The sequence below is a fragment of the Lysobacter firmicutimachus genome, from assembly GCF_037027445.1.
Classification (GTDB): Bacteria; Pseudomonadota; Gammaproteobacteria; order Xanthomonadales; family Xanthomonadaceae; genus Lysobacter; species Lysobacter firmicutimachus.
This window is the reverse complement of sequence record NZ_JBANDL010000002.1, coordinates 3,116,666-3,128,873: the sequence shown is the minus strand read 5'-3', so window position 1 is coordinate 3,128,873 and position 12,208 is coordinate 3,116,666. Positions and strand designations below refer to the sequence as shown.

Below are 12,208 nucleotides of genomic sequence, written 5' to 3'. Positions count from 1 at the left end.
AATTGGCCCGAGAGGCCCGTTCGGCGCCGGAAATCGGCGACTGCTGCCAGCGTTTTGGCAGCAATCGCGTCCGCGCCCGGGTCAGGCACGCGCGCGAGCGCGACGGTGCGGATTAGACTGTCGCGCCCTGCCGCCGCGAGAATGCCGCATGTACGCGCTTTATTACGCCCCGGGCGCCGCCAGCCTGGTCGTGCACTGGTTGCTGATCGAGCTGGGCCTGGAACACGAATTGCGCCGGGTCGACATGCAGGCGCGCGAACAAAAGAGCGCCGAGTATCTGGCGCTGAACCCCAACGGCGTGATCCCGACCCTGATCGTCGACGGCCGCCCGCATTACGAGGCCGCGGCGCTGGCGATGTACCTGGTCGACCGCCATCCGCAGGCCGGCTTCGCCCCGGCGCTGGACGATCCGCAGCGCGCCGAATACGCGCAGTGGATGTTCAATCTGGTCAGCACCCTGCAAGCGCCGCTGCGGCTGTGGTGGTACCCGTGGGACCTGCAGGCCGACGACGCGGCGGTGCGCGCCGGCGCCCAGGCCCAGATCGAGACCGCCTGCGCACGCTTCGAGGTTCAGTTGGCCCAGCGCGGCCCCTACCTGCTCGGCGAGCGCCTGAGCGCGGCCGACTTCTACTTGACCATGTTGATGCGCTGGAGCCGCAACCTGCCCAAGCCCGCGCACGACTGGCCGCACCTGGCCGAGTATGCGCGGCGGATGAAGGCGCGGCCCTCGTTCAAGACCCTCTACGAACGCGAAGGATTGACCGAATGGGCCTGAGCGCCGGCGCGATCCTCGGCGTCGTTCTGGCGGCCTGCACGGCGTCGACCGCGATCGCCGCGCCGGCCGCGCCGTAGCCGGTCCCGGCGCCGCTGGGATCCGTCGCCGAGGTCGACGGCGTCGCCGCCGCCGAATGGACGGCGCGCTGGTGGCGCTGGGTCTACGCCTTCCCGGCCGGGCGCGAGCCCTATCGCGACCGCAGCGGCGCGCAGTGCGCGCAAGGCCAGGATGCGGACGGGCCGGTGTGGTTCCTGGCCGGCACCGACGGTCGCTTCGACGCCAAGCGCCGTTGCCGGGTTCCGGCCGGGAGACACCTGCTGGTGCCGGCGATCAACATGTACTTCCATGGGCCGTTGCGCGGCGAGAACGCGATGAGCTGCGCGCGGGTCAAGGCCGAGGCGGCGCTCAACAACCAGGCCCTGGTCAGCGCCGTGGTCTTGCTCGACGGCCGTCCCTTGGCCCGCCCGGTGCGACTGGTCTCGCGCTGTTTCGATACGTTCGCGGCGTCGCGCGATTCCCTGCGCGAGCGGGGCGGCCGGGTGCGCGCCGCGGCCGACGGCTACTGGCTGCTGCTGCCGCCGCTGGCGCCGGGCCGGCATCGGCTGGTGGTCGGCGCCAATTACGGCAACGACGCCGACCCCGACTTCGGCCGCATGATCCAGAATTTCGAGTACGAGCTGGAGATCGGCGAGCCGGCGATCTGAGCGAGGCCTCGCGACGCTGAACGGCGCGGTCCGCCGCACTGCGGAAACCGCCGGCGCGGCCGATCGGTTAGGCTGTGGGGCTGGACTGCCCGGCCGCCTTTGCGCCCGGGCCACGCGATGGAACGCGCGACCCGACCGCCGAGGACCGCCGTAGATGAGCCAAGCCGCCACCGCCCCCGTCACCGCCGATTCGCAGGGCAAGATGCCCCGCCAGATCGCCTTCATCATCGGCAACGAGGCGGCCGAGCGCTTCAGCTTCTACGGCATGCGCAACATCCTGACCGCATTCCTGGTCGGGACCCTGCTGATGGCCTCGACCGGCGACCTGGCCGAGCGCGAGCGCATGGCCAAGGACGTGTTCCACACGTTCATGATCGGCACCTATTTCTTCCCGCTGCTGGGCGGCTGGCTGGCCGACCGCTACTTCGGTAAGTACAACACGGTCATCTGGTTCTCCCTGGTCTACTGCGCCGGCCACGCCTGCCTGGCGCTGTTCGAACACAACCAGACCGGCTTCTTCACCGGGCTGTTCCTGATCGCCTTCGGCGCCGGCGGCATCAAGCCATTGGTGGTGTCGTTCTGCGGCGACCAGTTCGACCAGAGCAACAAGCACAAGGCCAAGCTGGTCTTCGACGCGTTCTACTGGACGATCAACTTCGGCTCGCTGTTCGCCTCGCTGCTGATGCCGATCTTCCTGCGCGAATACGGCCCCTCGGTGGCGTTCGGCATTCCCGGCGCGCTGATGTTCCTGGCCACGTTGATTTTCTGGCTGGGCCGCAAGCGCTATGTCATGGTGCCGCCGACCCGCAGCGCGCCGGACCCGGATTCGTTCTTCAACGTCGCCCGCACCGCGCTGCGCGGCAAGGTCGCCGGGCAGGGCAACCCGGGCGTGGCGGTGGCCGCGGTCGGCGTGGCCCTGGCGGCCGGCGCGCTGGCGCTGATCCCGAGCCTGGGCTTCGTCAAGAGCGCCTGCCTGGCGCTGGGCCTGCTGATCGGCTTCGGCGGCTACGGCATCGCGCTGCAGCTCGAGCGCGCCCGCGGCATCCATCCCGACGCGGCGGTGGACGGCGTGCGCGCGGTGCTGCGGATCCTGATCGTGTTCGCCTTCGTCACCCCGTTCTGGTCGCTGTTCGACCAGAAGGCCTCGACCTGGGTGCTGCAGGGCCAGCGCATGGTGGTGCCGACCGAGCTGTGGTGGTGGCCGAGCTGGCTGATCTCGGGCGAGGGCGGGGCCAAGGCCGCGGCGTCGCAGATGCAGGCGATCAACCCGCTGCTGGTGATGCTGCTGATCCCGTTCAACAACCTGGTGCTGTACCCGGCACTGCGCAAGATCGGGATCAATCCGACCCCGCTGCGGCGGATGGGGTTCGGCATCGCGGTCTCGGGCCTGTCCTGGGTCGTGGCCGCCTCGATCCAGTTGTATATGGACGCCGGTCACCCCATGTCGCTGGCATGGCAGATCCTTCCCTACGTGCTGCTGACCTTCGGCGAGGTGCTGGTGTCGGCGACCGCGCTGGAGTTCGCCTACAGCCAGTCGCCGCAGTCGATGAAGGGCGTCATCATGGCCCTGTGGTACCTGACCAGCACCTTCGGCAATCTGTGGGTGATGCTGACCAACGCGGCGGTGCGCAACGAGGCGGTGACCTCGCACATCGCCGCCACCGGGCTAAGCGAGAACGCGTTCCTGATGTTCTTCTTCGCCGGTTTCGCCTTCGTCGCCGCGGCCGCGTTCGCCTTGTACGCACGCAGTTACCCGATGCAGGACCACTACCGCAGCGTCTGACCGGCGCCGCGGCCGTCCCCTACGAGACTCCGATCCGATGCTGACCCTGATCCTGATCGCCGTGACCGCCCTGGTGTCGTGGCAGGCGTTCGAGAAGAAGCGCATCTTCGAGCGGCTGGTGCTGTGGCCGCCGGGGGTGGAGCGTTTCCACCAGTACGATCGGCTGCTGACGCACGGCTTCGTGCACGCCGATTGGACCCACCTGCTGTTCAACATGATCACGCTGTATTTCTTCGGCGGCGTGATCGAGCAGGTGTTCGCCCAGACCATCGGCCAGGCCGGATTCGTGCTGTTCTATCTGTCGGCGATAGTGGTGGCGATCCTGCCCAGCTACCTGCGCCATCGCCGCGACAACGGCTACGTCAGCCTGGGCGCGTCCGGCGCGGTGTCGGCGGTGTTGTTCGCCTACGTGCTGATCAACCCCTGGAACTGGATCATCGTATTCGTGATCCCGGTGCCGGCGATCGCCTATGCGGTCGCCTACGTTGTCTATTCGTTCTGGATGGACAAGCGCGGCCGCGGCAACATCAACCATAATGCGCATCTGTCCGGCGCGATCTACGGCGTGTTGTTCATGCTGCTGATGGAGCCGCGCATCGGCCTGATCTTCCTGCAGCGTCTGGCCAGCCCGAGCTTGCCGAGCTTCTTCGGCGGCTGAGGGGCGGCGGCCGCGATGGCGGCTCAGGCCGCCATCGGGTTGTCGCGGTAATCGCTCGGGGCTTCGCCGTAAGACGCCATCAGGCCGGCGTAGATCTCGGCGTCGAGTGCTTGCAGTTCGCTGGTCTCCAGATCGCCGACATAGGCGAGTTCGTAGAGGCGGTAGACGATCGCCAGGCTGCGGGGATCGCGATGGAGCGGGGCGACAGGACGCATATGAGACCTCCCTCTCGTATAAACCGGAACTCAATCACAAACAAAGCACATTTCGTGCCAGCAAGGACGGGCTTTTTTTCCCGATTCATGTGACGCGCGAGGTCAAACACGAGCCGGCGGAACGGCGCAGCGTGACGCGACGCGGCGACTCTCACGCCCGCTCACCCGCCTTGAAGGTCGGCCGTGCTACCACACGGTGGCGGCCTGGGGGGCGGCCGTTCAACCAGCAAACTCGACAGGAGCGAGGCATGGCGACCAAGAAGGCCGGCAAATCGGCCAAGACCACCGCCAGCAAGGCCGTAAAGAAGAGCGCCGGCAAGACCGCGCGCGCGACGGCCAAGAAGGCGAAACCCCGGGGCGCGGCCAAGAAGGCGGCGACCAAAAAGAACGCCGTCAAGCCGGTAGCCAAGAAGGCGACGACCAAGAAGGTTGCGGCGAAGAAGGCTGCGACCAAGAAGGCCGTGACCAAGAAGGCGACGGTCAAGAAGACGACGGCCAAGAAGCCGGCGGCCAAGCGCGTCGCGGCGAAGAAGACGGCTCGGCCGGCCTCGGTCAAGCAGGCGGCCTCCAAGAAATCGACGGTCGGCAAGTCGGGGGCGAAGAAGGCCGCAGGCAAGAAGCTCGCGACCAAGCGCGGCGCCGCGAAGCAGGTTCTGGCGAAGAAGACGTCGGCCAGGACGCTCGCGACCCAAAAACCCGCGACCAAGAAAGCAGCGGCCGGAAAGACCGTCGCACACAAGGCCGCGACCCAAAAGGCGGCCGCCCGGAAGGCGGCGCCGCAAAAGGCCGCGGCGGTCCAGCGCACGCTCGCCAAGCAAGCGGCCAAGCCGGTCGTCGCAAAGCGTGCCGTCGCGCAGAGGCCGGCGGCCAAGCCGGCAGTGACCCAGCCCGTCGCCAAGCAAGCCGCGGTCAAGCAAGCCGCGCGCAAGCCGGCCGCGCCCAAGCAGGCGCCCGTCAAGCCGGTCGCGGCCGCGAAGCCCGCTCGGGCGACGCCGACCCGCAAGCCGGCGCCGATCAAACCCGAACCCGCGATGCCGGCGATCGTCCGTCTGCCGGAACCGGCCGCGCCCGCCAAGGCGGCCAAGCGCGCGCCGACCCGGCCGACGACCGAAGCGAGCGCCCGCTCTGCGCCGGCCGTCGAGGTTCAGGCCGCGGCCGCGCCGGTCAAGCCCAAGGCGCCGCGCAAGCCGCGCGCGCCCAAGCCGCAGCCCATCGCAGCCGGCACCGCGCCGGCCGCTGCGTCGCTGGTGGCCGGCGCCGAAGCCGAAGCGAGCGCGCCGGCCTTGCAGTCGGCGAGCCATGAGCCGGCCGCCGGCACCGCCGCCGGTTCGCTGATCGCGCAAGGCGCCGCCGAATCGGCCGCGCCTGTCGAGGGCGACCAAGACGGCGGCGCGGTGGAAGCCGAGACCGTCGAAGCGCAGGGACGCGAGGACGAGCCGGAGGCGGCGGAGGCTTCGGCCGAAGCGGACGCCGCGCCGGCGCGGATCACCCCCGAGCAGGCCTTGGCCAATACCCGCCACCTGCTCGAGGCCAAGCAGGAGCAGGCGCGCGAGCCGCAGCCGTGGCAGCAGTTGGATCCGCAGCAAGGCCATGTGCCGGCCCCGGGCCCGCAATCGGGCGCCGCCGCCGACAAGGCCAACGAACTGCACGCCGGCGAAAGCCGCATGCAGGCGATCCAAGGCTCGGTCAGCACCCAGGACCGCCACAACCAGGGCAAGCGCGACAACCGCTGAACGCCGCCAGCCGGAGCCGCCGTATGCGGCTCCGGCGCCGCCGCCACCGTACGAGGATCCCCCGGAATGGCCGTCAACGTTCTCCACGACCCCGCCCAGCGCCGTTTCCAGACCGAAGTCGAAGGCGTGCTGGCGCTGCTCGACTACCGCCTCGACCAGGGGCACCTGGTCATCGCCCACACCGGCGTGCCCGACGCGATCGGCGGCCGCGGCATCGCCTCGGACCTGGTCCGGGCGGCGTTCGACTATGCCCGCCAGGCTGGCCTGAAAGTGAGGCCGGCCTGCTCCTACGCCGCCGCCTGGATTCAGCGCCACCCCGAGTACACCGACCTGCTGGGCTGAGCGACCGGCCCACCGCGGCCGCACAGCCGCCGCGGCGATCCCGCGCCCCGAGCGCCGCGCCTGCGCCCGGCGCGGCGCCCCGAAGCAGCCCTGAGCCGGCCCTGCCGGGACGGCCCGAGGTCCTGCAGATCGCCCCCAGGGGTCGCCAAGCCGGCCCGGCTGTGCCAGCCTACGCGCCCTTCGCCCTGCCGGCGCCGTCCGTCCCCTGGTCCTTCCCATGCGTCTGAACAAACACATCAGCGACACCGGTTTCTGCTCGCGGCGCGAGGCGGACAGGCTGATCGCCGAGGGGCGGGTGACGGTCAACGGCCTGCGCGCGCGGGTCGGCGCCGAGGTGGGCGAGGGCGACGAGGTCCGGGTCGACGGCGACGTGCTGCGCGTCCGCGCCGCGGTCAAGGGCAAACGCCAGCACGTCTATATCGTGCTCAACAAGCCGGTCGGCGTCGTCTGCACCACCGAGTCCGGGGTCAAGGACAACATCGTCGACTTCGTCGGCCACGAGCGCCGGATCTTCCCGATCGGCCGCCTCGACAAGGACTCCGAAGGCCTGATCCTGCTGACCAGCAACGGCGACATCGTCAACGAGATCCTGCGCGCCGAGAACAAGCTGGAAAAGGAATACCTGGTTGCGGTCAATCACGAGGTCACCCCGGAGTTCCTGCGCGGCATGAGCCGCGGCGTACCGGTCCACGGCCAGACCACCCTGCCGTGCAAGACCGGCAAGCTCGGCCGCTTCGGCTTCCGCATCGTCCTGGTCCAGGGCCTCAACCGGCAGATCCGCCTGATGGCGGCGCACTTCGGTTTCCGGGTCAAGCAACTGCTGCGCGTGCGCATCGGCAACGTCAAGCTCGGCCACCTCAAGCCGGGCCAGTGGCGCAACCTCACCGACCCGGAACTGCAGGGCTTGCTGCCGCACCGCAACGAGTGGTGAACGAACGGCGCGGCGCGCGCCGGACACCGCTTCGGCGGACCGCGATCTAGATGTGGGCGTCACGCCCTGCGCGATAATCTCGCGCGAAACATCCATGGACCGCCGTCGAAAAGGATAGCTGCATGAAGCGCGTCATCGCCGTCTCCCTGCTTGCCCTGGCCCTGGCGGCCTGCAAGAAAGAAGCCACGCCGCCGGCGCCGGCCGCGGGGACGCCGGCCCCAGGCACATTGCCCGCACCGGTGGCGACCGACGACGGCCCGGTCGAACTCAAGGAAGTGGTCGAGACCACGCCCGACTACGTGATCGGCATCAGCTACGCCACCCAGGCGGCCAAGTACCCCGGGCTGGCGCGCGAACTGCGCCGCTATGCCGACGCCGCCCGCAGCGAATTGCTGGAGGCGGCCAAGGGCCGCACCGCCAAGGAGAACCCGTCGCCTTACGAGCTGTCGCTGACCTTCGACGACGTACTCGACGCGCCGCAGATGATGGCGGTCTCGGCCGACGGCAGCAGTTACACCGGCGGCGCCCATGCCGCGCCGCTGATCGCGCGCTTCGTCTGGCTGCCGCAGCAGAACAAGCTGCTGACCGCGGCCGAGCTGGTGCCGCAGAAGTCCGGCTGGGACGCGATCTCGCGCTATGTGCGCGAACAGCTGCATTCGGCGCTGTCGCAGCGCATCGACGCCGACGACCTGGCGCCGGCGGTGCGCGCCGAGCAGATCGAGACCGGCGGCCGCATGATCGACGACGGCACCGCATCCGACCCGGCCAACTTCGCCATGTTCGAACCGGTCAAGGCCGCCGATGGCAAGCTCGCCGCGCTCAAGTTCGTGTTCGCGCCCTACGAGGTCGGCCCGTATTCGGACGGCACCCAGACCGTGGAAGTGCCGGCCGCGGTGCTGCTGCCGCACGTCGCGCCGGCGTACCGGAGTTTGTTCAGCGGCGGCTGAGGCATGGCGCGGCCGCGGCCGGCCGTGCGGATCGCGTTGCGCGAAATCCACACGATTCGGCACATTGCCGCGCCAGGCGTTTGCTAAGGTGCGGCTCGAACGCGGAACCGGTGCCGGACGGTCGCCGGCGCGTTCGGTTCGCAGGCCGCAGCGCGCCGTCGGGCGCGCCGCGGCGTCGCCGGCTGGTTCGCCGATCCTGAGCGAGGTCCGCATGTCCGTTGCGTCGTTGCGCAAGCGAGTGGAGGAATTGCTGGAGCTGGCCGACGTGCGCATCGACGGCGACCGGCCCTGGGACCTGCAGGTCGACGACGACGCTTTCTACGCCCGGGTGCTGGCGCAAGGCTCGCTGGGCCTGGGCGAAAGCTACATGGACGGCGCCTGGCGCACCCAGGCGCTGGACGAGATGCTGGTGCGGCTGATGCGCGCCCACGTCGACGAGCGCGTGCACGGCTGGGCGGCGATGCTCGACGGCTTGCGCGCGCACTTGATCAACCTGCAGAGCCACCGCCGCAGCTTCACCATCGGCGAACGTCATTACGACCTCGGCAACGATCTGTATGCGGCCATGCTCGGCCGGCGCCTGGTCTACAGCTGCGCCTACTGGCGCGACCGCGACGGCGTGCCGCTGGACGACCTGGACGCCGCCCAGGAGGCCAAGCTGGACCTGGTCTGCCGCAAGCTCGGCTTGCGTCCCGGCATGCGCGTGCTCGACATCGGCAGCGGCTGGGGCGAGGCGCTGAAGTTCGCCGCCGAGCGCTACCTCGTGCGCGGGGTCGGGGTGACGGTGTCGGGCGAGCAACTCGACTACGCCCGGCAGCGCTGCGCCGGCCTGCCGGTGGAGTTCCGCCTGCAGGACTATCGCGAGCTCAACGAGCCCTTCGACCGGATCTTTTCGCTGGGCATGTTCGAACACGTCGGGGTCAAGAACTACGAGACCTATTTCGACGTGGCCCGGCGTTGCCTGGACGGCGACGGCCTGTTCCTGTTGCACACCATCGGCGGCAACCGCTCGGTCGGCCACAGCGATCCGTGGATCGCCAAGTACATCTTTCCCAATTCGATGCTGCCCTCGGCGCGGCAGATCGCCGAGCACGTCGAAGGCCGCTTCGTGATCGAGGACTGGCACAACTTCGGCGCCGACTACGACCGGACCCTGCAGGCCTGGCGTCGCAACGTCGAGGCCGCCTGGGACCGGCTCGGCCCGCGCTACGACGAGCGCTTCCGGCGCATGTGGCGGTTCTACCTGGCCGCCTCGATGGCGACCTTCCGCAGCCGCCACGCGCAGCTGTGGCAGTTGGTGTTGTCGCCGGAGGGCGTGCCCGGCGGCTACGTTGCGCCGCGCTGAAACTTAGAAACGAGTGAAGAGAAACAAGAAACGAGTGAAGAGAAACAAGAAACGAGTGAGCGAACCGGTCCCGGCTCTTACTCGTTCCTCTCCACTCGTTTCCGCGTTACTGCTCCTGCGCCAGCTTCGAATGCCGGATGCCGTAGCCGAAATACACCAGCAGGCCCAGCGAGACCCAGATCAGGAAGATCAGCCAGGTGATCGCGGCCAGTTCGGCCAGCAGCCAGATCGAGAAGGCGATGCCGACGATCGGGATCAGCGGCACCAGCGGCGTGCGGAACGAGCGCTCCAGGTTGGGCTTGCGCACCCGCAGCACCCACACCGAGGCGCAGATGACGATGAAGGCCGAGAGCACGCCGATGTTGACCAGCTTGGCGACCTCGCCGATCGGCAGGAAGCCGGCGACCAGGGCGGTGAACACGCCCAGCACGATGGTCGGGCGGTGCGGGGTGCCGTACTTGGGGTGGATCTTGGCGAACCAGCCCGGCAGCAGGCCGTCGCGCGACAGCGAGAACCAGATCCGCGCCGCGCCGAGCATGAACGCGAACAGCACGCTGGCGATGCCGACCACGGCCGAGAACGCGATCGCCTTGGCGATCCACGGCAGGCCCAGCGCGGCGAAGGCGTCGGAGACCGGCGCGTCGCCGCCGAGGGTCGAGTAGTGGGCGATGCCGGTCAGCACCAGCGACACCGCCAAGTACAGCACCATCGACACGCCCAGCGACAGCAGCACCGCGCGCGGCAGGTCGCGCTGCGGGTTCTTGGATTCCTCGGCCGCGGTGGTCAGGGTGTCGTAGCCGAACACGGCGAAGAACACCACCGCCGCGGCGGTGCCGACGCCCTTCCAGCCGAAGTGGCCGACGCCGTCTTCGCCGATCACCCGCTCGGGCACGAACGGCACCCAATTGGCGGTGTTGATGTAGAACACGCCGACGCCGATCACCAGCACCACCGCCAGGATCTTGATCGCCACGATCAGGGTGTTGAAGCGCGCGCCCCATTCGGTGCGGAACACCAGCAGCGCCGAGACGGCCAGGGTGACCGCGGCGGCGATGACGTTGAATACCCGGCCTTCGCCGGTGCCGATCGCGCCCTGCGCCCAGACCGGCAACTGGATGCCGACGCCTTCGAGCAGGACTTGCACATAGCCCGACCAGCCGATCGCCACCACCGCGACGATCAAGGCGTATTCCAGCAACAGGTCCCAGCCGATCAGCCAGGCGGCGAGTTCGCCCAGGGTGGCGTAGCTGTAGGTGTAGGCGCTGCCGGTGACCGGGATCATGCCGGCGAACTCGGCGTAGCACAGCGCCGCGGCGGCGCTGGCGATGCCGGCGATCAGGAAGGCGAGGGCGACCGCGGGGCCGGCGTTGGTCGCCGCCTCGTGGCCGGCCAGCACGAACACGCCGACGCCGATGATGCCGCCGATGCCGATCGCGGTGAGCTGCCACAGCCCGAGCACGCGGCGGAAGTCCGAGCGTTTGCCGGCCTCGGCCTGCAGTTGTTCCACCGATTTGTGCCGCAGGACCTTGGCGATCAGGCTCATCGAACGCGTACTCCGCGAGTTGGACGCCGCATCATAGCCGCTGCCGCGCCGGACGGTGGCGCACGGTCGCGGCTCACGCGGCCGCGCCCGGGACGTTGTCACGGATATCCATCGCGAGGGGCCGCGCATGATCCGCTGGAACCGGCAGTTCACCGAGTTGATCCGACGCAGCCGGGCCGGCTACTGGGGCAATTGGGGCCTGGCCATGCACGTGCGCCCGGGGGCGGTCGGCATCGTCGATCCGGCCAGCGGCGATTTCCAACTGGTGCATCCTTCGTTGCCGCAGGTGCAGATCCGCCACGACCGCATGTCCGGGGCCTGGAAGCTGCTGTCCGAACACGTCAGCCGCCAGGAGCTTGCGGTCGACGTCAGCGGCGAAGCCGAGACCGGCGCCGGAGTCCGTGCCGAGGGGGGACTGGAAGTGCGCTGGAGCATGGGGCGGGCCGGCGCGATCGCCTCGGAATTCTCACTGCGCGAGCAGGCGGTGATCGCCGACCTGACCCAGATCCGCAACCAGTTCCGCTGGCTGGCCGAGCAGGCGGCGCGGGTCGGCTTCGGCCGCAACGGCGCCATCCACCAGGGCTTCGGCGTGGTCACTGCGGCGATCTACGCCAACAGCGGGCTCAATGTCGGCTCGCAGAGCGAAAACGCCGAGTTCGCCATCGCCGGCCGCGCCGGCGCGGTGCGCGAGATGCTCGGCGGCGTCGCCGGCAACGGCAGCTACAGCTCGGTGCGGCGGGTGCGCAACGTCGACCGCCAGGTCTGGCCGGCCCAACCCAACAGCCGCAGCCGCGATGCGGTGCCGATCGCCTACGCCTTCGCCTCGTTCGACGGCGAACTGCTGATCCCGAACTGGCAGCGCCGGCTCGGCGCGCTGGAGCTGGTGTTCCGCAACGGCGCCGGCGGCACCTACCGGGTCGAGATCGAGGTCGGCTGGCAGGTCGGCCGGCAGCCGCGCACCGTGCAGCGGGTGGCGGTCAGCGGCGCCATGACCCGCACCGTCGGCAACATCCCGCTGGCGGCGCGCGATCTGCGGGTGTCGGCGCGTTTCGTCGCCTCCGGCAGCTCGCCGATCGTGCGCGAATGGGCCGATCCGCTGCGTCAGTGGAGCAACGGGCGGCGCCATATCGATCTGGGCGGACGTTGGCCCGGACGGATCTCGTTGCAGGTGCGCGAGGAGGACTAGGCGGCGATCGCCACCGGCGTCCGCAGAGCTGTCATCGATTTGCGGC

At 69.5% G+C, this 12,208-nt stretch carries 12 protein-coding genes; 10 read left to right on the top strand and 2 right to left on the bottom strand.

What is annotated here, in order from left to right:
- Positions 1-148 precede the first annotated feature (148 nt).
- The 4 genes from V2J18_RS13700 to V2J18_RS13685 all read left to right on the top strand — a co-directional run bounded on the left by V2J18_RS13700 (position 149) and on the right by V2J18_RS13685 (position 3,920).
- A complete protein-coding gene (locus V2J18_RS13700; RefSeq protein WP_336132034.1) occupies positions 149-775 on the top strand; it encodes a glutathione S-transferase family protein in 627 nt (208 codons plus the stop codon).
- A 242-nt stretch (positions 776-1,017) separates the two neighbouring features.
- On the top strand, positions 1,018-1,479 hold the full coding sequence (locus V2J18_RS13695; RefSeq protein WP_336132033.1) for a hypothetical protein: 462 nt from the start codon (positions 1,018-1,020) through the stop codon (positions 1,477-1,479).
- Between the two features lie 154 nt (positions 1,480-1,633).
- Positions 1,634-3,262: a POT-type proton-dependent oligopeptide transporter gene (locus tag V2J18_RS13690; RefSeq protein WP_064747526.1), complete on the top strand. Its 1,629-nt coding sequence runs from the start codon at positions 1,634-1,636 to the stop codon at positions 3,260-3,262.
- A gap of 37 nt (positions 3,263-3,299) precedes the next feature.
- Entirely contained in the window at positions 3,300-3,920 is a 621-nt protein-coding gene (locus V2J18_RS13685; RefSeq protein ID WP_336132032.1) for a rhomboid family intramembrane serine protease, read from the top strand.
- A gap of 23 nt (positions 3,921-3,943) precedes the next feature.
- On the opposite strand, the gene V2J18_RS13680 is transcribed toward V2J18_RS13685, so the two are convergent.
- A complete protein-coding gene (locus V2J18_RS13680; RefSeq protein ID WP_336132031.1) occupies positions 3,944-4,135 on the bottom strand; it encodes a hypothetical protein in 192 nt (63 codons plus the stop codon).
- 248 nt (positions 4,136-4,383) lie between these two features.
- Here V2J18_RS13680 and V2J18_RS13675 point away from each other — a divergent pair, with 248 nt between their 5' ends.
- The 5 genes from V2J18_RS13675 to cfa all read left to right on the top strand — a co-directional run bounded on the left by V2J18_RS13675 (position 4,384) and on the right by cfa (position 9,433).
- The gene (locus tag V2J18_RS13675; RefSeq protein WP_336132030.1) at positions 4,384-5,868 is read left to right on the top strand and encodes a hypothetical protein; all 1,485 of its coding nucleotides are present in this window, start codon (positions 4,384-4,386) and stop codon (positions 5,866-5,868) included.
- Between the two features lie 66 nt (positions 5,869-5,934).
- The gene (locus V2J18_RS13670) at positions 5,935-6,210 is read left to right on the top strand and encodes a GNAT family N-acetyltransferase (protein WP_064747529.1); all 276 of its coding nucleotides are present in this window, start codon (positions 5,935-5,937) and stop codon (positions 6,208-6,210) included.
- Between the two features lie 217 nt (positions 6,211-6,427).
- Positions 6,428-7,141, top strand: coding sequence for a pseudouridine synthase (locus V2J18_RS13665; protein WP_064747530.1), 714 nt, complete (start codon positions 6,428-6,430; stop codon positions 7,139-7,141).
- Positions 7,142-7,263: 122 nt separating this feature from the next.
- Entirely contained in the window at positions 7,264-8,088 is an 825-nt protein-coding gene (locus tag V2J18_RS13660) for a DUF3298 and DUF4163 domain-containing protein (protein ID WP_064747531.1), read from the top strand.
- Positions 8,089-8,299: 211 nt separating this feature from the next.
- A complete protein-coding gene (gene cfa / locus V2J18_RS13655) occupies positions 8,300-9,433 on the top strand; it encodes a cyclopropane fatty acyl phospholipid synthase (RefSeq protein WP_064747532.1) in 1,134 nt (377 codons plus the stop codon).
- A 106-nt stretch (positions 9,434-9,539) separates the two neighbouring features.
- Here the strand turns inward: cfa and V2J18_RS13650 are convergent, their stop codons facing one another.
- A complete protein-coding gene (locus V2J18_RS13650) occupies positions 9,540-10,976 on the bottom strand; it encodes an amino acid permease (protein WP_064747533.1) in 1,437 nt (478 codons plus the stop codon).
- 127 nt (positions 10,977-11,103) lie between these two features.
- On the opposite strand from V2J18_RS13650, the gene V2J18_RS13645 reads away from it, so the two are divergent.
- Positions 11,104-12,162, top strand: a complete 1,059-nt coding sequence (locus tag V2J18_RS13645; protein WP_064747534.1) for a hypothetical protein — start codon at positions 11,104-11,106, stop codon at positions 12,160-12,162.
- The last annotated feature ends 46 nt before the right edge of the window (positions 12,163-12,208 follow it).

Excerpts from the sequence above, each read along its gene's own strand:
- V2J18_RS13665 (WP_064747530.1), top strand. The coding sequence starts at position 6,428 with ATGCGTCTGAACAAACACATCAGCGACACCGGTTTCTGCTCGCGGCGC.
- V2J18_RS13645 (WP_064747534.1), top strand. The coding sequence starts at position 11,104 with ATGATCCGCTGGAACCGGCAGTTCACCGAGTTGATCCGACGCAGCCGG.
- V2J18_RS13685 (WP_336132032.1), top strand. The coding sequence starts at position 3,300 with ATGCTGACCCTGATCCTGATCGCCGTGACCGCCCTGGTGTCGTGGCAG.
- cfa (WP_064747532.1), top strand. The coding sequence starts at position 8,300 with ATGTCCGTTGCGTCGTTGCGCAAGCGAGTGGAGGAATTGCTGGAGCTG.
- V2J18_RS13690 (WP_064747526.1), top strand. The coding sequence starts at position 1,634 with ATGAGCCAAGCCGCCACCGCCCCCGTCACCGCCGATTCGCAGGGCAAG.
- V2J18_RS13670 (WP_064747529.1), top strand. The coding sequence starts at position 5,935 with ATGGCCGTCAACGTTCTCCACGACCCCGCCCAGCGCCGTTTCCAGACC.
- V2J18_RS13650 (WP_064747533.1), bottom strand. The coding sequence starts at position 10,976 with ATGAGCCTGATCGCCAAGGTCCTGCGGCACAAATCGGTGGAACAACTG.
- V2J18_RS13675 (WP_336132030.1), top strand. The coding sequence starts at position 4,384 with ATGGCGACCAAGAAGGCCGGCAAATCGGCCAAGACCACCGCCAGCAAG.
- V2J18_RS13680 (WP_336132031.1), bottom strand. The coding sequence starts at position 4,135 with ATGCGTCCTGTCGCCCCGCTCCATCGCGATCCCCGCAGCCTGGCGATC.
- V2J18_RS13700 (WP_336132034.1), top strand. The coding sequence starts at position 149 with ATGTACGCGCTTTATTACGCCCCGGGCGCCGCCAGCCTGGTCGTGCAC.
- V2J18_RS13660 (WP_064747531.1), top strand. The coding sequence starts at position 7,264 with ATGAAGCGCGTCATCGCCGTCTCCCTGCTTGCCCTGGCCCTGGCGGCC.